This is a genomic window from Streptomyces sp. NPDC052236, assembly GCF_044548015.1.
Lineage (GTDB): Bacteria > Actinomycetota > Actinomycetes > Streptomycetales > Streptomycetaceae > Streptomyces.
On record NZ_JBIUBL010000014.1, the window covers coordinates 167,415 to 193,798 of the forward strand.

At 69.4% G+C, this 26,384-nt stretch carries 2 protein-coding genes (1 of these 2 only partly in view); both read left to right on the forward strand.

The window, feature by feature from the left end:
* The gene (locus tag ACIHCQ_RS23650) at positions 1–348 is read left to right on the forward strand and encodes a hypothetical protein (RefSeq protein WP_399665620.1); all 348 of its coding nucleotides are present in this window, start codon (positions 1–3) and stop codon (positions 346–348) included.
* Positions 349–26,384 carry the 5' portion of a lonely Cys domain-containing protein gene (locus tag ACIHCQ_RS23655; RefSeq protein ID WP_399665622.1) on the forward strand. Its footprint extends 955 nt past the window's final position, so only the first 26,036 of its 26,991 coding nucleotides appear in the window; it begins with the start codon at positions 349–351; its stop codon lies beyond the right edge, outside the window.

Consider the following 26,384-nt stretch of genomic DNA (forward strand, 5'->3'; position numbering starts at 1 on the left):
ATGGCTGGTGAGTTTTCGGCGTTCCCCGACGGAATCCGCGGCAGTTCCAGGGAAATTGGTGAAGCCTCCAGACAAGGCGATGCGATCGGGCCCAGGTTCGAGACCGACAGCGAGAAGTACGACGACTGCTGGGGCGAGGAGGGCGGCGACGACCTCTTCGCCAACCAGGTCATTCCGCAGGTCCGTGAAGAGCGGGCGCAGGTGATGCAGACGCTTGATGCCATCACCAGCGGTTTTCGGGCTCTGGTCGACGCGGTCGAAGCGGAGGCCGACAACGTGCAGAGACCGCAGGACCTCGCGCTGGAAGACATTCAGGCGTATGGCGGGGAAATCGAAACAAGGCGTTAGATGGCGATCATGTTCCCGCCGGGGTTGCGGGAGTTCATCGAGATCTGGGTGGGCGCGAACGTGGCCACCGGTAATGAGGACAGGGGCTTCGACAGCCGTAACCCTTATATCCGGCTGGCGGACGATATCGGTGCGCTGTCCGATGCGATGAAGGCTGCGATTTCTTCGGCGGGTGAGTCTCTTCCGCCGGAGATCGCCAAGGAGTTCGTCGCCGCGGTGAAGATGTTCGTCGACGACGGCGGGCAGAACCATCTTCAGGATTTCGCCAATGAGGTCCGGGCGATCGGCGCCCGGAATGTGGACCGGTCGATCAAGCTCGGTGAAGCGAAGTACCAGATTCTTCTCGAGTTCATTTTCATGAATCTTGAGATTGCTCTGATCGCCGCGCTCGCGGTTTTCACCGGTGGTACTTCGCTGACTGAGATAGCTCTGGCGAGGGCACGCACCGCGCTGACGATACTGCTGCTGCTCCAGCGGCTGGGGCGTGCTGTCCCGACGCCGCTCTCGGCGTTGCTGGAGGCGATCCAGGAGGCGTTCATCACGTTCGCGTCCCAGGTTATTTCGATGGTCGCGCCGGACGACCCGAATCGGCGGCGTACGGAATTCGACTGGGGCGATATCGGGCAGGCGGCGGTGGCGGGGGCGCTGGCGGGGGCGTTCAGCGGCATTTTCACCCATGTGACGGCGCCGTTCATCCGTGACCTCTTCAAGAAGAACTCGCCGTGGAAGGAGGTGTTCGACCTTCCCCTGACCTTCGTCAACGAGGGGCAGGCCGAAACGTTCGCGGAAGCGTTCACCAAACTCTTCTTCACGGGCACGTTCTCCATCAACCCGGCCACGTTCGTGAGCGCCGGAACCAGTGGGGTCCTCTTCGAGGCCGCTTCCACCACTGCCGAGTACGGCGGAAAGTGGCTGCACCACAAGTTCTTTCAGGACCTCGACTTCGGCCAGAATGACATCAATCACCCAACAAGCGGCGGCGGTCATGGAAACGGGAACGGTAGTGGAGGTGACAACTACACGCCGACTCCCTGGAAGGCCCCCGATCCCGGCCCCGGGCAGAGCACCGACCCCTACGGCTTCCCGACCGACTACCGCTTCGACGCCACACCCCGCCCGGACACAGCTTCCGCCAACGACATCTATGTCCCGCCGTATCAGTCCGCCCCCAACAACGCCTACGACCCCGACGATCCCTACGACTCCGCGTCGTCTGTCGGTGATGTCAGTGACACCCGGTCGATTTTCAGCGACGTCAGCGATGTTTCCTCCGTCTCTGACTACGACTTCGACGAGGGCGAGTTCGGGCAGCAGGGGCCGCTGATCGCCGGGGGCGCCGGTACGTACCCGGGCGGGGCGAATGGGCTGGGCGGTGTGGGCGGTGCGGCCAAGCCGCCGTACTCGTACGCCTCGGATCCGGATGGTGAGAACTCTCTTCCCGTGACGGGGGACTTGAGTCCCGAGAGTGTCTTCTCCGCGCTCAATCCCTCGGGGGCCACGGCACCCGGGTACGTTCCACCCGCTGGTACGGGTGTCGGCGCGCTGCCGAACATCCCCGCCACCGTGGGCTCTTCCGCTCCCGTGCCGCCGTACACTCCGGCCGCCGCCACCTCCGGCTACCAGGACCCCGACAGTCTCTTCGCCGACGAGAACCTCGTCGTTCCGGAGGAGGGGCTGCCGGATCCGGAGAGCACTCCGTCCGCCGAGTCGCCTGTGAACCGGCCGGGGACCAACAACAGCACCGGCTCCGTCCCGGAAGAGACCGTACGAGAGCGGACAGCGGACGACGACAACACCTTGTCGGACGCGGACACTCTTCCGTCCGAAGCCGCCGGCACAGAGAACGGCGTCCCGGACCTCACCGCGCCGGTGCAGGGCCTCCCGACCGCCGGCGGAGCCACCCCGGCCCCGGCCCCGGGGACAGCACCGAGCGCCGGTACGACGGAGCGCGCCGACTCCATGGCCGAACCGGAGCTCGTTCCGGAGGAGGTGGCCCCGGCCGACACCGTGGAGGGCCTTTCGCAGCCCCTGGTGGTGCCGGACCTCGCGCTTGCCCCTGCCCCCGGCGCACCCCGCCCCGAAACCGGCGTACAGCAGCCGACCCCGGCGCAGGGCACCACGCCCGAGGGCGAGACAGCGGTCCAGGAGGAAACCCAGCTCATCCCCGACCAGCGGGAACAGTCGGCCACCCCGGCGCCGCTCCCGGCCGCCGCTTCTCCCCTCGTCGGCGGTCCGCAGGCCGCCGCCCCGCAGCAACGGCCCCAGACCGCTTCCGGTGAGGCCGTCGCGGCCGTTGCCTCCTCCGCCGACGGCCCGCCCCATTCCGCCCTGCCGTCACACCCGGACGCCGTGGACCCCGACGTCCGTACGGACCCCGATGTCCGTACCCCCTCGTCCGAGGAGCGCGCACAGCGTTCGGCGGTGCCGGGGACCGCGTCCGACGCCCCGCCGCCGTACCGGCCCGTACGGACCGAGTCCGAAACTCTGCCGACCGTAGCGGGACCGCCGGCTGACTCGCGTGCCGAGACGCCCCTCATGGAGAGTGCCCCTGGTACGGATGAGGGGGCGCCGGTTGCGGACATGGCTGAGGCGTCGCAGGAGGAGCCGGCTTCCGGCACAGGGGTGACCTCCGCTCCGATGGTCGCCGTGCCGGTTGCCGGGGCCGTCCCCGTAGTGCCGCCCCTGACGCGAATCTCGTTCCGAGAGGGGTCCAAGAAGCTGGCGGTCTGGAAGTCGGACGTCGAGGGCTTGGCGGCGGGGATGGCCGAGGCGGCTGACCGTAACTCGCGGGCGCGGTTGCCGCTGCCGAGGGCCGTGGTCACGGGGTATGGCAATGGGTCGGTGCTCGGGGGCGAGAAGCGGGCCAGTCAGACGGGTGCGGAGCGCGCCGAAGCGGTGGCTGATGTGTTCCGGGCGGAGTTGTCCCGGGTGCTTGCCGAGCTTCAGCAGGACCTGCCGCGGGCGGAACGCGTGTCGGCCGACGATCTCCTGATGGAGCCACGGAGCGGGGGGAGCGCGGTCGACCGGGATGGCCTGGCCGACGGTGTGGCTCTTGAAGATCTGCGTCGGCAGGTGACCGTCAGCATCACGGATCCCTGGGTGGATCTCGTGACGTTGGACGGGTTGCGGCAAAAGGATCCCGGTCTGCGTGACGGTCCGCTGGATGTCGATGCTGCCGCCCGCCGGGTCCTTCGCCTGGAGGAGACGGCGGTCGTGGATCTGGCTGTGCGCACCGAGTTGCTCACTGTGGTGCGAAGTGCGCGTGCCGTCGGCCGGGCGTCCAGTCTGCCGGCGTTGGGTGCGTATCACCTTCAGAGGTCCCAAGGGCCGGTCAACCGCCGTTTCCACGGCGTGACCCGTGGCCTGAACTGGACGTCGCAGGAGTCTGTCGTGTTGCGGACGGGGGCGGTCAGGAAGACAACCGCCGACGGCACTCCCGCCGACAATCCCGACAGGGCGCCGTGGGACAAGGACGGCAGCAGCAGGCCCTATGTCGTCGCGGCGGCTGCGGGCGGTCATGACCATGTGATGGTGCCTTCGCGGGATGGGGGGAGCCTGCGGGTAAGTATTGAGGAGTTTGTTGAACTGCTCGTGAACGACCCGGACTTGAAGGAGCTTCCCGAGGGTGCTCCCGTTGTTCTGGCGTTCCCGCATTCGGGTGGCGGAGGGCTTGACCTGCCGCGGCTTGTCGCCGAGAAGACCGGCAGGACCGTCTGGTCGTTCAGCGGTGACGTGAGGGTGCCTGGCGAAGACCAAGGTGATTCCCACATCACGACGGTGACCCACCCGGGCCTGCCGTTCGGCGACTGGATCCCCAGCAAGCCGGGTGACTGGCGCGAGCCGGAGCCGGGGGCGCCGGAGTGGGAACGCCGTTGGGTGACGCACACCATGATGAGCACCGACGGTGAACGCCTCGGACGGTCCTCGTTCAAGCCGAAAAGTCTGGCGATCAGGGAGGACAACTACCGTCACGCCGCGACCCTGACCAGATGGCACTACAACCCCGTCACGAATAAGTATGTGCGCGAAGAGACGTCCTTTCCGCCGGGGACGGTGGACTACTCGTTCTTCAGCCATGGCAGGCCGAACTCGGTGATCCTGGAGCTGGACGACGGCATCTCGAAGACCACGAAGAGGGTCAGTGGCCCGCAGCTCGGGGGGGCTCTCAAGCGGCGGCCGAGCGTGGCGAAGCTTCCCAAGGGCAGCACGCTGTACGTCGGGCCGTGCTGGGCCGGGGCGGCTTCGGACCGTCGACTCAATGCTCCGGCCAGTCTGAACAGCGCTCCCGCTCTGTTCGTCGCCGACCCGCTGGAAAACCATCCCGTCGGTCAGCACGTGGCCAATGAGACGGGCCATCACGTGATCGCCTTCACCCGGTCCCGTGGGATCGGGTACGTGATCATTGGCGGAGTCCGAAAGTACCGGGACGCGCTGTCCACCGACGCGCGTGGCCGGGAAGGGCAGTTGGTGGACTTCTGGCCGGAGCCGACAGGGGAGGAGCTTGACGAGCGGGCCAGGATCGCGGGTCTGCACGAGGGCGACGGAGATGTCCCGGAGGAGACGAGGGCTCGTGCTCTGCGGCTGGTGCATGCGCTGCGGCTGGTCTTCGGGTCCGATGTGGACCGGGACAGCCAGAGCGAGACGTACCAGGAACTGCTGCGTGGTGCGGGTGCCCTGGAGCTGATGCGGCAGGGCGACCCCGATCTGTCGTCCGCCGCACCGTTGTTCACGATGGACCTGTTGGAGCAGGTGGCCCGTGCGGACCGGCAGGCACAGGCCGGCGTGGTCGAGGGTGACCTGGACCCCGATGTCTACCGCGACCTGCTGGTCCGGGCGGCAAAGGCGCGGGCAGCCGATCCTGGCCGTGTACTCACCTCGTTTGCCGCGCTCCCTCTGCTGAAGGAAGTCGCGGGGAGGCTGAGCGCGCTGGGGGATGTGCAGCATTCCGCTCTCGCCCGCCGGATTCTGCGTCTGCCCGATGGGGCGCCGGTGGGGAAGTCCGAGTTCTCCAAGCTGTTCCGGGCGATGTTCAGGACCAGGGAGGCGCTTGCGGGAGTGTCCGATCTGGACGCGCTGGCGATGCGGGTGCTGCATCAAGGGACGCCGGGTCCGCAGTTGCGCGCACGCTTTACGGTGGCCGTGGCCATGGCGGTGGCCTTGGGGCGGGATCCGTACAATACGGACGAGTTGTCCGCGTTCGCTCTCGAAGTCGACGGTTTCCTGGACCCGGGCACCCGTATCCGCGGGAAGTCCAGCGGCCGTAACTGGGCGGACCTGCCCCTGTCCGGCGGGGTGGACGCGACTGAGCTCAGGGTGTCGGCGACGGTCACGGAGCAGGCCCCGTGGCACGTCGAGGACGGTCCCACACCTCAGGTCGTCGCGTTCGAGGGCGCGGAAAATAACCGCTTCACGCTGACGAACGCCGCGGGGGAGCGTCGCGTGGTGACCGAGGACGAGTTCGTCGAACTGCTGGCCCAAGACTCCGAGATATACGGCCAGAAGCTGGAGGTTCCTCTCGTACTGGCTGTGTCGACCGGCAACGGCACGTACGACGGGCTGGCGGACAAGCTCGCTGCCAGGCTCGGCAGAGACGTCTGGCACACCGACAACCTGATCAAGTGGTCCGGCTTCAGCAGCACAGACCCCACCGCCATGATGGGCTACAGCAACTGGAACGTCGCCAAGCCTGCTGCCTCGCAGGCCCCCGTTGCCCAGCCCGTCACCTCGGCGCCGCCGCCGACAACAACCGGCCCCGCGCCGAACTTCGATTCCGCCCCGGCCTCCTCCGATACCCCGCTGCGGCGGGACTCGGGCATTGACGTTGAGGAACAGCCCGAGCCCGAGGGGATCGTGCTGCCGTCCGGTGAGCCCGTGCGGACCGCAGCGGGCCTGCCGGCTGACCCGCGTGCTGAAACGCCCCTCACGGACAGCGCCCCCGGCCCGGATGAGGGGGCGTTGACCGCGGACATGGCCAAGACGCCGCGGCAGCAGCCGGCTTCCGGCACAGGGGTGGCCTCTGCTCCGAGGGGTGCCGTGCCGGTTGACGGGGCCATTCCTGTGCTGCCGCCGCTGAAGGCATTCCCGTTCGCAGAGGGTTCCAAGAGGCTGGCGGCGGTCTGGAAGTTGGACGTCGCGAAATTGGCTGATCACTTGGCCAAGGCAGCTCTGCGTAATCGGCGGGCGGAGCTGCCGCTGCCGAAGGCCGTGGTCACGGGGTATGGCAACGGGTCGGTGTTCGGCGGAGAGGAGCGCGCCAGAAAGACGGGGGCGCAGCGTGCGGGAGCGGTGACCGACGTGTTGCGGGCGGAGTTGTCCCGGGTGCTCGCCGAGCGTCAGCAGGGCCTGCCGCAGGCGCAACGCGTGTCAGCCGACGATCTGCTGATGGAGCCGCTGAGCCGGGGGAGCGAGGTCGGCGAGGTCGGCTGGACCGCCGGTGTGGATCCTGAGGACCGGCGGCTGGCGACCGTCAGGATCGCGGATCCCGGGACGGATCTCGCGCTGTTGGACGCGTTGCGGCTGAAGGATCCCGGCCTGCGGGACGGCCTGTTGGATGTGGACGCTGTCGCCCGTCAGGTCCTTCACCTGAAGAGCACGGCGCCCGTGGATCTGGCTGTGCGCGAGGACCTGCTTACTTTGCTGCGGGATGCGCGCGCTGTCGGCCGGGCGTCCAGTCTGGCCGCGTTGGGCGCGTATCACCTTCAGACGTCCCAGGGGCGGCCCGACAACCCCGGTTTCCAGGGTGCGACCCGGGGTCTGAACTGGACGTCCCACGGCTCTGTCCGTCTGCCGTCGCGGTCGGTCGCGAAGCTGACCCCCGCAGGCAGCCGTCTCGATGTCGACGAGGCGCCGTGGGAGGTGGACGACACCAGTGAGTTGCCCTATGTCGTGGCGGCGGATGCCGGTGGCCACGACCATGTGATGGTGCCGTTGCCGGACGGCAGGACCGTACGGGTGGGTATCGAGGAGTTCGCCGAACTGCTGGCGAACGACCCGGACGTGAAGGGACTTCCCCGGGACGCCCCTGTGGTTCTGGCGTTCCCGTACTCCGGTGACAGAGGGCTTGAGCTGCCGCAGCTTGTCGCCGAGAAGACCGGCAGGACCGTCTGGTCGTACAGCGGTGACGTGGGGGTGAAAACTTCCGACCAGGGGCGTTACTACATCGCGTCGGTGAAACACCCGGACCTGGCGGGCGGCGACTGGGTCTCCAGCGCGCCGGCTGACCGGCGCGCGCCGGAGCCGGGCGCGCCGGAGTGGGAGGCCCACTGGGTGACGCACACCATCGTCAACACAGACGGTAAGCGCCTGGGACGGTCCTCGTTCAAGCCGGAGGATCTGGCGGTCAGAGAGGAATACCACCGTCACTCGGAGGCCATGAAGAAGATTCACTTCCGCCCCGCGTTGAGAACGATGGGACGGGAAGAGAAGTCCTTTCCTCCGGAGGGGGCCGACTACAGGTTCTTCAGCCATGGTGGGCCGGGCTGGGTGCTCCTGGAGCTGGACGACGGCACCTCGAAGACCACGAAGAAGGTCAGTGGCCCGGAGCTCGGGGGGGCTCTCAAGCGGCGGCCGAGCGTGGCGAGGCTTCCCAAGGGCAGCACGCTGTACATCGCGCCGTGCTGGGCCGGTGCGGCTTCGGACCGTGGCCGTGACGCCGCGACCGCCCAGGATGCCTCTCCTGATCTGTTCGTCGCCGACCCGCTGGAGAACGTTCCCGTCGGTCAGCACGTGGCCAACGAGACCGGCCATCGTGTGATCTCCGCCAACCGGACCCGCGGCTATCACCTCAAGCTCGACGGAACGTACTGGGACGCGCTGTCCGGCTCTGTGCGTGATGAGGAGGGGCAGTGGCTGGAGTTCTGGCCGGAGCCGAAGGATGGGGAGCTTGACGAGCGGGCCAGGGTCGCGGGTCTGCACCAGGGCGAGGGGGATGTTCCGCAGGAGGCGAGGGACCGTGCGTTGCGGCTGGTGCGTGCCTTGCGGCTGGTCTTCGGGTCCGATGTGGACCGGGACAGCCAGAGCGACGCGTATCAGGAGCTGCTGCGTGGCGCGGGTGCCCTGGAGCTGATGCGACAGGCTGACCCCGCTCTGTCGTCCGTGGCGCCGTTGTTCACGACGGATCTGCTGGAGCAGGTGACCCGTGCGGACCGGCAGGACCGGACCGGCCGGGCGGAGCGCGACCTGGACCCCGATGTCTACCGCGACCTGCTGGTCAGAGCGGCGCAAACCCGGGCAGCCGACCCCGGCCGCCTCTTCACCTCGTTCGCCGCGCTCCCGCTGCTGAAGGAAGTGGCGGGGGAGCTGGCCGCACTGGGGGATGTGGAGCGTGCCGCTCTCGCCCGCCGGATTCTGCGTCTGCCCGATGAGACGCCGGTGGGGAAGTCCGAGTTCTCCAAGCTGTTCAGGGCGATGTCCAGAACCAAGGAGGCGTTTGCGGGAACGTCCGATCTGGACGCGCTGGCGGTGCGGGTGCTGCATCTGAGGGCGCCGGATCCGGGGCGGCGTGAGGAACTGCGCGATTCGGTGGCCATGGCGGTGGCCGATGGGCGGGATCCGTACAGCACGGACGCGTTGGTCGCGTTCGCTCTCGAACTCGATGGTTTTCTGTCCTCGGACACCCGTATACGAGGGGAGTCTTTCGGCCGCAACTGGGCAGGTCTGCCCATACCCGGTGGGGTGGACGCGTCCCAGCTCAGGGTGTCGGCGACGGTCACGGAGCAGGCCCCGTGGCACGTCGAGGACGGTCCCGCTCCGATGGTCGTCGCCGTCGAGCGCGTAGCGGGAAACCGCCTCACGCTGACGAACGCCGCGGGGAAGCGTCGTGTTGTGACCGAGGACGAGTTCGTCGAACTGCTGGCCAACGACCCCGAGATATACGCCCAGAAACTGGAGGTTCCTCTCGTCCTGTCCGTGTCGACCGGCAACGGCACGTACGACCGGCTGGCGGACAAGCTCGCCGCCAGGCTCGGCAGAGACGTCTGGCACCCCGACAAGATGATCAGCTGGTCCGGCTTCAGCGCGACAGCCCCCGCGATGATGGGCCACGTATCCGCTTCGTGGAAGACCGGCTGGAACGCCGCCCACCCTGCTGCCCCGCAAGCACCGGTTGTCCAGCCCGCCACCTCGGTGCCGGTCTCCGACTCCGACCCGGGCCTCTCCGCCGCCCAACTGTCGGAATCCGCTCCGGTCGTCGAGGCGGAGACCGACGCCGCTCCTCCCCTTCCTCCCCTTCCGCCCCTTCCGCCCTCCCCTACACCCCCTCCGCCACAGGATCAGACGCCGAAGTTCCCGAGCGTGCAGATCGACTATGAGCTGAACCGCCGCCGCCCGCCTCGGGTGGACCAAGTCATGCCGCTGCCCCCGGTGGTCCATGGACCCAGTCGGTTCACGAACGACAGCAGACTGCCGAGCTATGTCGACGGCCTTCTGTCGTTCGCCGGACAGCAAGGCACACAGGGCCAGTCCCCCGACGCGATCGCCTTCGGTCAGAGCGATGTCCACCTGCGCGGCACCGGTCAAGTCGTACAGGAAATCAGCTTGGTACTGAACGGTGATTCAGACACCCGGCCACTCCCGCCGGATCCCCGCAGCAAGTGGCGGCGAGGCCGCCACCACGGCGATCCTGTCATCGACAGGCTCGGATGGGCCCTGTCGGAGAATCCGCGCACCTTCGCTCAGGACGGGCGCGAGTGGTTGTACCGCTCCGAGTCGGGACGGCTCCTGAGGCTGCACATCAAGATCCGGAATTACGGCGAGTGGGAGCAGTTCAACGAAGGCAGTGATCTGACCAAGCTCGACAACACGCGTCGCAGCCAGGCCACCACCGGGAGCAGCAAGACGGTCGGCAAGGCCCTGCAAGTGGCTCCGGGCGTGCCGATCGGGCCGCCGTCGTGGCTCGTCGCGCCGTTCGGCCGGATCGCCGTGAGGCTCGGATACAGCCGCAACGTCAACTACACGATGAACGACCAAGTGGCCAGCCAGGGGGAGACCCGCACTCTCGACCATTCGCGCGTACATCTCGACGACGTGTACTACGAGGTGCGCATCACCGACGCACAAGAGCCGAAGTCGGCCAGGCGGGGAGTGCTGGGCACCCCCTGGCGGCGCAGAGCCGCCAGAGTGCAGGCCGGGGAGCAGATATTCGGTTTCGGCATGCGTGACGGGCTCATGGTACGGCTCCCGGACAGCCTGACCAGTGAGTCGAAGCCGCGCCGCACTCCGCGGGAGATGACGCTGGGGCCCGAATCCGACTACCGGCTCGTCGTCACCGAGGGTTTCGGTCCCATCCAGCAGATCCGGGACTGGGCGGTGAACCGTATCGGCGCCAAGCCGGACAGCTCCGCCTACGACGAACTGGACTTGTTCTTCTCCAGCCACAGCTTTCATCAGATGTCCCAGCGGCTGTCCCAGTCCATGGTCGCGGGAACCCCGCTGTACGCGGATGACAGGAAGCGCACGCCCCTGGGCGCGTTCGTGATCGAGCGGACGGTGCCGAGGCGGGCAGTGCTGGTCTCGGAGTCCGACAAGGCTGAGCTTCGGGTCACCGGCCAGTTGACGTTGGAGAACGTACGGAAGGAGTCGAAGGCGTTCACCAAGGATGTCTCCATCGCCGTGGGGCCGGCGTTCAACCTTCCGAACTTCCTGTTCGGGCTGGTGGATACGGTGAAGGTGCGGTTGCAGTTGGGGCCGAACGCGCGCTACGGGCATTCGTCGGGGCGTTCCCGGGCGACGGGGGGTTCGGGTGCGACCAAGTCGGTGGGCCGGTCCAAGGCCACCACCACCGATCTGTACAAGGTCGAGAAGACGGTCTATGTGCGCAAGACCGGGGACACGGAGGCGACGCCGTTCACCGTGTGGAGCCTGGACCGGATGACGCACTCCGAGGCGCGCCGCCTGGCCGGCTGGGACGACGACCGTGCCAAGGCGCTGCCCGACGGTGAGGAACCCTTCGCCCCGGCGTATCTCACCCCGGACCACCCGCCGACGCTTGCCATGAGCAGGGTGGTGCAGTTCACCTTCGAGGACGGCAAGTACAGCCTCAAGAGCCCGCCGGAAACCTCGCCCACCCCGCCCGTTGAGGGCCAGGACGGCATCGAACTCTCCAAGCTCTCCGCGCCCGCGCCCGCTCCCGCGACGGCTGGCCCCCCGCCCACCGCGCTCGGCGAGTTGACCAGGATGGTCGTGGCCGCGGTCGCCCGCAAGTACCCCACGATGGTCGCCCCACTCGAAGGACTGGGTGATCCGTCCACGTGGCGGAACCACGGGCAGTATTCGATGGCGCTGCACAACACACTGACGATCATGAACGCGCTGGCGCACCACAGCATGGCCGGGAACCTGGAGGCCATGATGAACACCGGCATGCGCATCGGTCTGGTGGAACCGGGCCGGTTCACTCGTGGTTACCGCTATGTCTGGCTGGACGCGGAGCTGACCGGCCGGAGGTACGAGGGCACCCCACGACAGCCCATCATCCGGGCCAGCGCGGTCGGTGAAACCCGTGTCGACGGGTCTCGGTTCGGGTCTCAGAGCACCGAAGCCGGAGTCGAGGGGCTGGCGTCGCTCCGGAATGCCGCCACCGACGACATCAAGGTCCCCAAGGACGCGGGCACCATACAGATCGGGTACCAGAGGTCCCGCAAAAGGCAGAGCGAGTCCGGCTATGGCCCGACCGCGACGTTCGAGTCGATGTCGGTCTCCACCAAGCCGGCCCACGAGTACAGCTACGCCCTCGCTATCACCGCGAGCACCGGCGGCTACTGGCGGTTCCGCGGCGCGCTCCGGGGAGCCATCTCAGTCGGCATCCTGGGCACCCACTGGTTCGTCTTCGGCAACCAGGACAGGGTTGATCTCATCGGCGGCGACGCCCAGGATCCCAGCGTGCGGGGCCGGGTGCTGTTCAGTGTCCCCGCGGAGCACACCCCGTCCAGCGATCCGCACATCAAAGGCGCGGACAACCCCTACAGCGACCACGCCCAGAGCGACCCGACTCCCATGCCCGCGAACGAGGCGAAGGCACTGGCGCGCGGTTCACTCTCGGCCATCGACAGCGACCAGGAGCCGGGGCCGCTCGACCAGCACCCGTACCAGACCGTCTCCGTCCTGGCCCCGAAACTCAAGAAGAACGACCCAGGAATCGTGGGCAGGGTACTGAACACGGCGTCGGATGGCAGCTGGCATCTGACGTACGCGGGCGCGCCCGCACACGACGCCGCCGTGCGCCCGAACCAGCCGCAGTTCCGGACAGCGGACTTCGACCAGAGCGCCGGACCGCTGGGGTCGCGTACCGCGGGCCTGTTCGGCAAGGGGCCGTACAACGAACGGCTGGCGACGGTCGTCCACCGGGTGCGGGTGACCGGGCTGCGCGCCCTGGGCAGACCGGAGCCGCTGCAGACCGAGATGACGGCCGGCGGCAGCAACCGGGCCGCGGGGACGATGGGCAAGTCCATGACGCAGCATGCCGGCATCACGGCCGTCTACGGTAAAGCCCACTCCGTGGGACCGGGCGTGACCGGCAACTACGGGGTCGTCCTCCGGCCGTGGTGGCGCTCCCGGGGATCGACGACAACCGTCACCCGGACGGTCACCTCGGAGATCAACCGGGTCGACGAGGGCTACCAGGTGCTGACCGCCGGCGACGCGGAGCACGAGGTCGCGGCGGAGGTGCACGTCCTCGGCTGGCTCTCGGCGTTCGGACGGATCGTTCCGGGCTGGAGGGACTGGGCCGGGCTACGGCAGAAGATCAAGGGCGGCTGGCTCGGGCACCTGCCCGAGCGGAGCGCGCTCCAGATGGGCGTCATCCGGGACGGTCTCGGCGCGGTACCGAAGTACGCGCGCAAGAAGTGGACCCAGCCCGGGTGGTTCCGGAACCATCCGTTCGCCAGCTACCCGGTCAACTCCCTGGACACCTCCGGTGTCCTGGCCGACTTCGACAAGCAGCTGCGTGATCTGGGGATCGACGACGCCAGCCGGGAGGGCGTGCACGGTCTGGTGTCGAGCCGGGTCACGCGTGCGCTGCGCCGGGAGATGCTCGGCATCGGCTCCTCGGTGACCGCCAGGGTCGGCGGCCCCGGGTGGAAGAGCGCGCGGATCGGCGGGCGGAACGTACGGGTCAGGGCGCAGCTGGTGCCGGACAGCGACGGCCAGGAATTCGTTCAGCTCTGGCCCAGCCTGGAGCTGGAGGACCACCGGTTCGCGATCGAGACCCACAGCGACTCGTCCTTCGAGGGGCGGGGCGTCGACATCGGTACGCAGGTCACCGAGGGTGTGCACACCCATGACTCCACGGTGAGTGCGGTGGGTCCCACACACTCCGAGACCGGTTCCAACCGGCAGACGCAGTCCATATCGGAGGCCGTCACCCACACCAGGCTGTGGACGACGTATACCAGTGAGCCGCATGCCGAGTTCACCACCAAGTACTCGCTCCGCCTCACCGTCGAATTCGGCCAGAAGAAGGGGGACACGCCGAAGAAGAAGAAGCTGCTGGCCTCCGCCGAGGGGCCGGTCGGCGCGTTGCGTGAGATCGTCCCGGTCAGCCTGCTGCGGTCGGACACCGGCGCCTTTGACCCGTTGCGCCCGCCGGAGCTTGGCCGCACGGCGCCGAGGGTGAACGTGTTGACGGGGAAGGACAACCCGCTGAGGGACGAAGCCGGGGGCGGTAGGGGGCTTGAGAAGTGGCGCTCCATCAAACGGCCCGACGGCACGCACGGGCCGTTCGAAATGCCGCCCACGGGATACCACGTCCGCAACGTCATCGGAGCGGAACAGATCCAGGCGGCGAGCGTCATCGCCCTGGGCAAGGCGTACGACAACCGGCTTACCACCACATCCGGGGAACTGACCGGCGACGCGCTCGACCGGGCTCTGACGGCGGCACGGGTCACCCCCCTGACCGCGGAAGGGACCGGATCGGCGCAGGCGCTGGAGGACTCCCACGGGAGCGGGGCTCTCTCCGCGTTCGCACCCGATGCCGCGACGAGGTTCGGCTACCGGACCGCAGGGCTGCTCGAGAACTCGCTCATGGACCGGTCGGACGGCTTGCTCGTCGTGTACTCCCGGCCGGACTTCGCCGGTGCGGAACTGCTGGCGGTGGCCGACGGCATCCGGATGGAGAGCGTCACGCGGGACGGGCACAGCGACAGCTCGACCGCCGCGCAGGGGGGCACCCAGGACACGATCATCGGCGTGTTCCCCGTGGCCAAGTCGGACGGAATCGGCGCGGCGAATCCGGGACTGTCCGGGACGGGCACCGACACCACTGATACCGACGGGCGGGTGGTCATCAACAATGAGGCCGAGCAGGCGAACGTCAAACCGAAGACGGGCCGGGGGTTCGCGTTCGCCATTCCGACCACCTGGCTGAGCGTCGCCCACGTGGACCGGCAGTTCAAGGACACCGCGTTCGCCGTCTGGGCACGTAAGCACCTGATGGGCTCACTGGGCGGAGTCAAGCCCGGCGACCAGGCCGTCGAGACGCAGACCCATGTCCTTACCTGGATACGCGAGGACATCGCCCGCGACCTCGGGCTGATCACCGACGCCAACTTCCCCAAGCAGGTCGTCGAGGCATGGGACAAGGTCAACGCCGCGGGCAAGGCATGGACCGCCGCGGACAAGAAGTACCTGAGTCTGCGCCGGGACGTCCCTGGCTTGCGGGAGGCCGTTGACAAGGCGCTGGCACAGCGTTCTGTCGCCAGACGGCAGCGGGACGAGGCCCGGAACACCGCCCGCGAGGAGCGCGCCGCCGCCCAGCGGGATTTCACCGCCGCCGTGCGGGCCGCCGACGCGGCACTGCTCCGCCCCGCCGAGGCGGTCTACGCCGATTCCCGGGGGCTGCTCCGCTCCGCTCTCGACGCTTTGGCGGCCGAGCGGCTCAACGACAGCATGGCGCAGCCCGAGGACGACGGCTGGGCGGAGTACCAGCGCGAGCAGCTCGCCGCCGCGGAGCTCCGGGTCGCCGGTCTCCGGCAGGCCGAGCGGGACCAGCTCGTCGCGGACGCCGAGTCGGCCCTCACGCTGCGGCGGGAGACGGCGAACCTGCCGCGGTGGAAGACCGAGGAGGCGGTGCGGGAGGCGGCGCACGCGGTGCGGGAGGCGCAGCGGACTCTGGACGACCGAATCCGTGAGGTGGGCCGGCAGCAGACGATCGCCGAGACCGCGGCGGACGACTTTCATCTGGTGCGGTCCGCGACCGACCGGCTGAACCGCTGGCACCGGCTGCCGGAAGACCCCGGCAGCGGCGCGGACGGGGCGGCCCCGACGCGCGCCGGGGTGGCGGAGCCCGAGTTGCCGGAGCCCACATCGGAGCCCACAGTGGCGCAGCCGATCAGGACGAGCGGGTCTCCCGCGCAAAGAGTGGCAAAGAGGCCGGAGCTCGACTCGATAACCGAGGAGCCGGAGCTCGACTCGGTAATCGAGGAGCCGACGCTCGAATCGGTAATCGAGGAGCCCGCGGTCGACTTGGTGGTCGAGGAGCCGGAGCTCGACTCGACAACCGAGGAGCCGGAGCCGCCGCGTCTCTACAGCGAGGTGACCGACCTCGACGACGGCTCACCCGCGCTGAAGTCCCCGGAGGGGGCGACCCACCGGCTGCGAGACGTGCCGAAGGACGGCAACTCCTTCTTCCACGCGTTTCGCCTGGCCAATGGGCTCACCACGCCTGTTGACCAGCTGCGAACGGAGTTCGCGGACGCCCTGGACGCCCTGCCGGACGGCTCGCCGCTGCTCGATTACCTGTTCCCGGACGAGAAGGACACCTTCACCTCGGCCGAGTTGGGCAACGCCACGCTCGACCTCGGCGCCGACACACCGCAACAGCGGGAGTTCGACGCCCTGAAGGTGATTCCGCACTCGGTGGGGACGACTCCCGCACAGCGCCGAGGGCTCGCCGCCGCGCAGTTGCGCCGCCCGGCCGACATCAAGGACGAAGCGAGCTGGGACCACGGCGCCGCCGACATACTCCCTTCGCTCGCGGCCGGTATGTACGGCATAGGCGTACGCGTCGTCCTGGACGACGGCACTTTCCTCGACTACGACCCCGTTGTCCCCGACCCCGGCCCCGACCCCGATCAGCCCCTGCGGGAGGTTGCCGAGCGGGTTTCGGTGGTGATGTACCTGGCCGACCGGCACTTCCGTGCTTTGGAGGCAGTGGAGGTTGCGGAAGGGCCGCCCCCGTCCGAGCCGCTCAAGCCCCCCGAGCCCGCGCCTGACGGCAATCTCCTGCCTGCCCACACCAGCCTCCCGTGGACGTGGGAGGGCCTTGACGAGGAGACGTACGGGAGCGAACCCAGGTTCGACGCGGCCTCGCACTACGCGGAACTGGTCGATCCCGACGGTTATGTCTTCGACCTGATCCCACTGCGTGGCGACGGGAACCTTTTCTACAAGGCCCTGGCGGAGGCGAAAGACCCCACGCCCGAATACTCCGACGGAGCGGATCTGTCCAGCGCGGGGTCTGCTTCGGTGGCTTACTCGGCTGTTTCCCTCGTGGCCCCTTCGGTGGCTTCTGGCCTGATCGAGCCCATCAGAAGCGAGCCCCTACCGGACACGGCGCGGCTCGCCCCCCGGGCGACGTTCCGGCTGCTGGAGCTTCAGGACGCCGGAATTCAACTCGACGAGCAGCAGGAACGCGAGTTCACCCGCGGCGGAGGCCGCCTGCCCGCGTCGCTCCTGCTCACCCGCGAGCAAGAGGAAGCCCTCATCCGTACGCAGTTGGTTACGGCCCGCCGCTGGGACCGCGGTACAGCCCTGCTGGCCGCCGAGTTGCTGGCGCCGGACGATGGGGAGCTCCACATCACGCTCGTGCACGAGGACGGCACGGTCGACACCTTCGGCAATGTGCTGGCCGACCCCCTGGACTGCCTTACGGTGTACGAGCGCGGCGGCGAATACCTCACCGCGCTGCCCCGCGAACCCCGTAACCCCCGCGGTCCCCTGAACCACCAGACCAGCGAGCCCCGGCCCCCGCGGCCCCCGTCCATAGTCACCGGGACGGTCCTGCCGGCATCCGGCCCGCCCGGCGGGAAGGGAAAGCCGAAGCCTCTGCCTCCGCCTCCGCCTCTGTCCCCGCCTCTACCTCTGCCCCCGCCTCCGCCGGATCCGTCGGTCACCGATGCCTCGCAGACCTCGGCGAAGACGTCCACCAAGCACGACCCGGCGAAGAGCGCCTCGACGTCGAAGGCATCGACGTCGAAGGCATCGACGCGGCCGGGTAACGCCGCCAGCCTCCCCGCGCGGGGAGGTGCCGTACGCGTGCACGGCAACGGTGCGTGCCTGCTCGCCTCCTTCATGGCCAGCGACCCCGTGCACATCCGCAGCCGCCTGCCCGGCCTCGCCACCACCAATCGCGCCGCGTACGACTGGCTCGCGAATCCCGCCTCGGTCCACAGAGACCTGCGCAGCCACGCCTCCATCTGGCGACCTGGCGAGTGGAACGCCGTCATCAAGGCCATGCGTACCTTCGCTGCGGCCTATGTGCGCGGCAGCGGTGGTCGGCTCCATCCCCAGATCGTGGGCCAGTTCCGGCAGACAGTGACCCGTGCGTTCGCCACTCGTGTCGACGGAATGAACCGGCCCGAGATGCTCCGCCATCTCGCGCACCACGGTGTCCAGCACGTCTCTCTGACGGAGGCGTTCGACCCCCCGGATCTGCTGACCCGCTATGTCGACGCCCGCGTGGCAGCGGAACCGGGCACCTCCGGCATTTCACCGCAGGACGTCCGGGCCGGTCACGCGGCGCAAGCCGCCGACCTGGCACCGCGTGACATGTTCGCCTATCTGAGGGACCGTGGTCTGCTTCCGGCGCTGGGCGCCCTCACGGACGCCGAGCTGCGCCGCTTGCTCAGTGCCGTCTACCCGCTGAGCCACGCGCCGCTGGACACCCAGGAGCTGGCCACGCTCCAGGACGCCGTCGACAACTGGGAGAAGCGCTGGCGGACGCCGACGGGACATACCTTCCTGCCCCTGCTGGCCCATGCCTTCGACGTGCAGGTCGACGTGGTCCAGCCGGTCGGGTCGAGCTACCGGCGGTTCAGCGAGATTGCGGGGCCGGCCACCGCTGTACGTCATATGGAGGTCTACTACAACGGCGTCAACCACTACGACGGCAGCGACGCCGCACCAGTTGACGTGCCCGTGAACCTGGGCGCCAACGTCTCCGGCTACGGCACGAGCACGGAACAGCAGCACCCGAGCGACGACCCGGACGGCCGGGACGACGGGGCTATCGCCGTCGCGCGGGACGAACACGCCGACGCGCTGCGCGCCACCGCGCTCCAGGGGGCGACGGACCGGGCCGAGCAGGCGCGTCTGCGCCTGGAGGACACCGAGGCGCGGCTGATCGGCCTTGGCGTCAACCCGTACGACCTGGGACCGCGGCGCGGCTTCGGCAGTGCGGAGCAGGTGCCCGTCGTCCCTCGCGACGATGCCGCACGCCAGTGGATCGCACACCACGTGACAGCGGCGGACCTGCCCGAAAACCCGCCCGGTCTTGACGCCGGCGACACCATCAAGAAGGCCGAACTGACCGACGCGGGCATCGCACTGACGCCCAAGCAGGACATCCAGTTGCAGCTCGGCGCCGACCGGCTTCGCGTGGGCGACAGCGAACTGGAGCCGCTCGACCATGTGCGGCTGCTGATGGTACGGCTCGACTCGTGGCCTCCTGAGTTCGACGCCATCGCGGCCGAGGCGTCGCGGCGGATCTGGCGGTCGGCATTCACGGACTTCAAAGCCACGGTCTCGGCCGACAGCCCGAACACGAGCACGGACACGGACACGGACACGGACACGGGCGCAGACACGGACGCGGTCCGGGCGTGGGACACCGCCGTCGGCCTGGTGCTACCGCTGGAGCCGCCCCCCGTGCTCGCGGACTCCCGGTACGCCGGGGACGCGTATCGCGACGCGGTGTGGCAGGTCGCCCGCCACCTGGCGACGGACGGGGCGGACCCCCGTACGGCCGTGCAACTCGCCGACCGGCTCCGGCTCGACCTCGGACTGCGGCCCCGTGGGCTGGGCGGCGCCCGGGGCGACGTCCTCGGCACGCCCGAGGGCGCCTCACCGAACGCCGGAACCGTCGATCTCGTCCGCGACCAGCTCGCGCTCGCGCTCGGCCCGGATACGGTGTCGCGTCCTGACTACCCGGCCCTGTACCAGGCCGCCTTGCGCCTGGACACCCTCCGCTCGGCGGACCCGGCGGCGGACCAGGGCACGTTCGACCTGGAGGCGGTGGCGCGCCGGGTGCTCAGCCTGGCTCCCGGCGCGGCGCTGGACCCCGACGCGTATGCCGCGCTCTTCGCCGCGGTCATGGACCCGGCTGCCGCGCAGGCGGTCACCCTGGACACGGTGGCGGCGGTCCATCTCAGAAACCTGGGCGTCTTCGACGGCAGGTTCGCCCTCACCGCTCCGGAGGGCACGGCGTACGGGCGGAACTGGGGCCCGGAGGAGATCCCGGACCTGAACCTGGCCGAGGTCGGCGTCCAGTACATGGACGAAGAGGGGCTGCGCCCCATGGGCCCCGCGCCCTGGAAGTCCCGGATCGACAGTCGCCGGCCGTACACCGTCATCTCCTCCGGTGATCAGGACCACGTCCTAGTGTGGGACAGCGCCCGCATGTCCCACACCGTGCCCACCTCGGTCTTCGTCGAACTGCTGGGCCTGGACCCGATCCTGGCCGCCACTCCGCAGGACGCCCCGGTCCTGCTGCTCGTCGACCAGGCCGGAGACGGCTACGTGGACCTGCCGCGCCGCACGGCCAACCGCCACCTCCGTGAGGTCTACTCGACCAGCGGCATCCTGAACGTGGCCACCCCGGACGGCTTCTCCCCGCACACCATCGCCCTGTCCGACTCCCCGGGAGCGAAGCGCGGATTCTGGATCCGCAGCCGCCCCCGACCGGTGCTCCGGCCCGTCGACAGCGTGTCGGAACAGGACCGCTGGATCGCCAGCCATCCCATCGCCACCGAACAGGGCGAGTCGATCGGCCGCACGACGGTGTCCGCAGGCGAGCTCGCGGACGGAAAGGAGGACGGCCAGCGCTACCTCCGAGATATCACGACCTATGTGGCGCACAACCCGGCGACGGGCCAGTACGGGCCCGAGCTCCGCCTCCCTCCTGAGGGCCCCGCGGACGCGGCCTACCGCTACGCCGGGCACGGCTGGCCGGGCTACACGGGGATGAAGCAGACGACCGGTGCCCCTGTGGATCTGCGGGGCGGGGAGCATGCCAAGTGGCTCCAGCGCCGACCAAGCCTGCAGGACCTGCTGGAGCGCCGCCAGGACGCCTGGCTCGATGACATCGTCTGCTGGAGCGCCTCGCCCGGCCCTACCACAGCGGTGAACTACGGGTCCCCCACACCGTTCGTCGCGGACGTGCTGCATCCCGGGATGCGCCCGGTGGGCCAGGAGCACGCCAACCGGCTCCGGGCGAAGACCCGCGCCCGTACGCGGGGCGTGTCGATCAACTCCGCAATCCGCAAGGGCGTGACGTGGCACGTCTACAGCGCCATTACCGACATCTACGGCCGGGGCGGCGGGCCCGAGTTCTGGGTGGACCTGGAGCCGGAGCGGCTCGGGGAGGAGCTGGACGAACCGGCGCGCACCGCCGGTCTGCACACCGGGGACGGCCCGGCCACCGAGGAGGTGCGCGCGACCACCCGGCGGCTGCTGTACGCGCTGCGACAGGTCTTCGGCCACGACATCGACCACGCGGACAACCACGAGCATCTGCTGAAGGGCATTGGCGCGCTGGAGCGGATGCGGCAGGCCGATCCGCTGCTGGCCTCCTTCGGTCCCTTCCATCTGAACCTGTTCGAGCGCGCGGCCCGCGCGGAGCGGCAACGGCTGGATGCCATGGGCACCGACGGCAGTTCGATGTCCGACGGCGCTGAAGAATCCGAGGACGGCGAGGCGATCGCCCGTGACGGCACGCCGGACGAAGTGGATTACCGGGCTGTACTGACCTGGGCGGCCGAGGAAGTGACCCACCCGGACGGTCTGCCCCGGCTCACCGACCACCCCATGCTCGACGACCTGCGGGCGACGGCGCAAAGGCTCCACGACACACACGGGCAGGACGAGTTCAACGCGTACACGGTCGAGGTCCTGCACCTGACGGCCACCAACCCGGTGGTGGGTGAGGACGAGCGCTCCGAGACGTTCTGGGCGGCCGTCAAGGTCGCCGAGTGGCTGGAAGGCGGTGCCGACCTCGACTCCGCTGCCCAGCGGGCCCTGCACCTGCCGGACGGTCACCAGCCCACGCAGGACGACCGGGACGCTGTGATCCTGTTGGCCACCCAGGCCGCCACCGTGGGGCGCGACTTCCGCGACCCCACCGAGCTGGGCGCCTTCCACCTGCAGACGCTGGGCGCCTACGGTCCGAAGACGCTCATTTTCAAGGCCGACGGCTCCGGGGGAGTGGGCCGGAACTATCTGGATGGCGCGCGACCCGAGAACCTCAACACCGGCTTCGTCCAGGGCTACGCCGACACGCCCAATGGCGACGGCCTGCGCCTGTACGAGGGACCGTGGAGGAAGCCCGGCGCCCGGGCGCCGCTCGTCCTGAACCTGTCCGGTTCGCCGCGGCCAGGTCATGTCACCGGGGACTTCGGCGACGGCGTCCTGCGGACGGTGTCCAACGAGGAGCTCGCAGCACTGGCGTCCCACGACCCCCTGTTCGTCAGCGAGGACTTGGCGACGGACGTCGTATTCACCGGCCCGGGCCTGCCGGCGGAAGACCTCCGGGCCGCTGTGACGTGGGCGACGGGCCGGACGACTTGGTCCTACAACGGCTTCTCGGTGCTCCTCCCGGTGGGCAGAAGCACCGTGATCAGCACGGCGCCGGCCGGGCTGCCCGGCCAGCCGGAGCAGCCACCGGCCGAGCTGTGGCAGTCCACCCTCCCCGTGGACGTGCTGCCAAGGTTCGCCGACGGCTACGCCCCCGGCCCACAGGGCCAGGCCCAGGCCCAGGCCGCGTATTCCCAGGAGACCCCCGCGCCGGGCACGGTCGACGACGACACGGACGACACAGTTCTCCTGACGCCGACCAGGGAGGAAGCCGAGCAGGCGCTCGACGCGATGCGCCGGGCCGTGGCGGCACACTCCGCCGTCTCCCCGGCGGCAGCGGGGGTGCGCCTGTCGCCGGAGAACATCGTGTCCCTGAGCGGGCCGAGCAGTCCCGTTCCCGCCGACCCGGAAGCCCGTATCCTTCAGGACGTCTTCGGCCCCGGCATCGTCTCGCAGCCGGTCTACGAGGAGCTGTACGGCGGTGTCATATGGCTGGACAGCATGCGGCTCGCCGATCCGGGCCTGCGGCAGGGCCCATTGGACCTGGACGCAGTGGTACGGCGTGTCCTCCTGCTGGACGCCGGGAGTCCGGTGTCCCCCGCGCAGCGGCGGGAGGTGATCCAGCAGGCGAGTGCGGAGTCGGAGCTCGGGCAGGCAAGCAGTCTGGTGACCATGGCCGCGTCCCGACTGAAGGACCGGGGCGCGTTCTCCGCCGCCCGCCGTGTGATCGCGGGCGACGGCAGTGTCACCGGATACAACTGGACGGACACCCCCGTCACCGATCCGGATCTGACGACGGCGGGCGTGCTGTCCGCCGGGCCCGACGGCGCTCTCGTACGCGACCAGGTGCGTACGGCGCCCTGGCATCGCCCGGGCGGGCCCGCGCCGTTCGTCCTGATCGCCGACGGCGGGCCCGAACACGTCGTCGTACGCGGCGATGACGGTGTGCCGGTCAAGGTGCCGCTGGAGGTGTTCGCCGAGCTGCTCGCCCTTGACGTTCAGGTGCTGTCGAAGCTGAAGTTGGACGTGCCGGTGGTGCTGGCGGTGCCCCGTGCGGGTGCCGGGGAGCGGGCGTTGCCAGAGCGGGTGTCCGACAGGCTCGGCAAGCAGGTGTGGTCCGCCGACGTCGCTATGACGGTACGTCAGGAGAGCCCGTCACAGGCGCCTACCCTCGACCTGCTGTCAATGGACCCGCCCGGACTGTGGTTCCCCAGCACGTCCGGCCAGGCGCTGCCCGCCGACGGCAGTGCGCCGGAGTGGGAGAGCCGGGTGGTGAGCCACAGCCTCATCGGACCCGGCCGGGCCTTCTTCAGCGACAGCGAGATGGCCGGGCAGATGGGAGACATGCTCTCCCATCTGAAGGAGGCCAAGACCTTCTGGCATCTCAACCCCGCCACGGACCGGCTTGTCCTCACCGAGCAGCCGATGCCGGGCGAAGAGCCGGCCGACCTGGTGTACGACACCGCCGCGCACGGTATGCCCGGCTTCATCTTCGTGCCGCTGGAGAACGACGGCACGCACATGGCGGACGGCCCGGAGTTCGGCGGCACGCTCAACAGACGGCCGAGCTTCCAGGACCTCAAGGCCAGGGCTGCGGCGGACGGGCGTGCAGACGACGTCTGGATCAACCTGCTCGCCTGCTGGGCCGGCGCGGCCATGGACGCGAGCCGCGGGTACCGGTACTCCGTCCGCAACAGCGGCGCGCGCGTCCCGTCCTTCGACCCGCTGTCCTTCGTATCGGTGGGCCAGCACGTGGCCAACGAGACACGCGTGAACGTACGCGTCGGCAACCGGGTCGCGGCACTGGTCAACATCGACGACGAGAACGGGCGGCCCCGGTACTTCTACGCGCAGGACACCGACGCCCGGGGGCAGGTGTTCGGCGAGTGGGTGATCCACCGGCCGGAGCCGACCCGCGAGGAGCTGGCGCAGCGGGCGCGCACGGCGGGCCTGGCCGGCGACGTGCCGGAGCAGGACCTGGACCGGGCGCTGCGGCTGGTGCGGGCGCTGCGCTTGGTGCCGGGGTTCGGCCAGGACATCGACCGGAACCCGTCGTCCGCGGAGTATCAGAAGCTGCTGAAGGGCATCGGCGCGCTGGAGCGGATGCGGCAGGACGATCCGGCGCTGAACCGGTTCGGGCCGTTCACCATGGACCTGTTCGAACAGGCCGCCCGAGCGCACGCTCAGCAGCCGACCGGCGAGCTGGGCGCCGACGCCTACCGCGATCTGCTGGACGCGGCGTACGGGACCGAGCCGGGCACCGCGCTGACCGAGGTCTTCCCCCTCTCCCCGTACGCCGACGAGGTGGCCGACGATCTGGCCTCCATGGAGGAGTCGGAGCTGGACGACTGGGTCCGGGAGAACCTGCTCCTGGACGATGAGGCGAGGGTGGGCGACGCCGAGCGGTCCCGGGCGTTCTGGGCGGGGGTACGGGGCAGGGAGTGGTACGGCGGGCTCCTGGACCCGGACGCGGTCGCCATGCGGGTCCTGCACCTGGACCAGCCGGAACCGGACCAGCGTGAGGATCTGCTCGAAGTGGCGATCCAGGCGGCGGCAGCGGGACGCGACCTGGGCGAGATACAGCTCGGCGCGTTCCATCTGGAAATGCTGGGAGCCTTCGACCCGGAGAACGCCATCACCGGTGGCGACGGCAAGCGGGAAGCGGGCCTCGACTGGAGCAGTGCCCCCGCGGCCAAGCCCCTGGACAGGAACCGCTATCAGCTGCGCGTCGCCCTGCCCGACGACGGCTACGACAGCGACGACAGCGGCAGCGACGACAACGGCGGCGACCTCAAGATCACGGAAAACGCGCCGTGGCACCGAGCCGGCCTTCCCGCGCCGTACGTAGTGCGGGCGGACGAGGCAGAGGGCCGCCGGGGCTATGCCGCCCTCACCTTCCGCAACGCCGACGACGAGGAGGTCACTGTCCAGGCGTCGTACGAAGAGATCGCCGAGTTGCTCTCGTACGCCCCGGTGCTGATGCGCACCCAGAATCTGGGCGTCGGCATCGCCCTGGCCGTCCCGACGCCGCCGAAGGCGGAGAACGGCAACTCCGGCGAGCCCGACCTGGGAGATCTGGTCGCCGAAGCGACCGGCCGGACCAACTGGACCGTCCGGGGCTCCTCCGTGACGCTTGTCGAGGACGACACGGTGTCCATGCTCGTGCTGCGGCCCGCCGACGACCCCGGGCAGCAGATCGCGGACGCGGGCTGGAAGGCCACCTCGCCCGAGGACGTACTCCTGCCGGACCGCGGCGGCATCGCGGACGGCACCGTCCGGCATGAGACCGTCACTTTCGCACCTACGGACCCCGCACCGGCATCTGAACCGCCTGCCGTGGTGGAGGCCGACCCGGTGCTGTACCGGGCGGTGCGGCGTCATCTGGCACAGGAGCTGTCCGCTCCCGGCGCCGACAGCGGACCCTCCTCGGTGTCGATCCCGGCTTCGGCGGTACGGGACCACGCCCGGGAGTGGTGGTCGCGGTCCGGAGAGGCGCCGGCGACGAGCCAAGAGGCCCTTGCGGCGGCGGCGCGGCGGGTGGCCGACCGGGTGTCCCGGGGCGAGCCGCACGTGCCTCACATCCCGGAGAACGCGACCGGCGGCCTGGCCGACCCGGAGCGCGGCGGACTGGTGTTCGGCCTTGAGTTCGAGTTCGAGCTCCCCGACAGCCTGACGGACCAGGCGAAGGAGGACGCGTACACGGCGATCGTCGACGAACTGCGTGAGGCCGGGCTCACCACGCAGACCGAGATCGGGACGTACCACGCCGCGCGGGCGCGGGGCTACGGGGAGGACAGGGACGGATGGATGCTGGAGCGGGACCCGACGGTCGGCGGGGAGTTCGTCTCTCCGCTGTTGCGTGACACCCCGGAGACATGGCAGGACATCCGGACCGTACTGGCTGTCGCCGGGCGGCACGGTGCGCGGATCACCCAGCGGGCGAGTGGGCACGTCCATGTGAGCACGCGTCAGCTGGGAACCGACGACCGGGCGCAGGCGGCCCTGATGACCTTGTTCAGCGCCTACCAGGACGTGTTGTTCCGGCTGTCGATGGACCCGCGGGCCGAGGCCCACCGAGGTGTGAAACACGCCCGGCCGCTGCGCGCGCAGACGCCCGGCGGGAACGACGGCGTCCTCGACACCCCCAACGGGGTGCGCGGTGACGCGTTGAACACCGAGAAGGTCCAGGGCACCGGCTCGGACCATGTGGAGTTCCGGTCGTACGACGGGAGCCTGGACGAGGGAGAGATCCA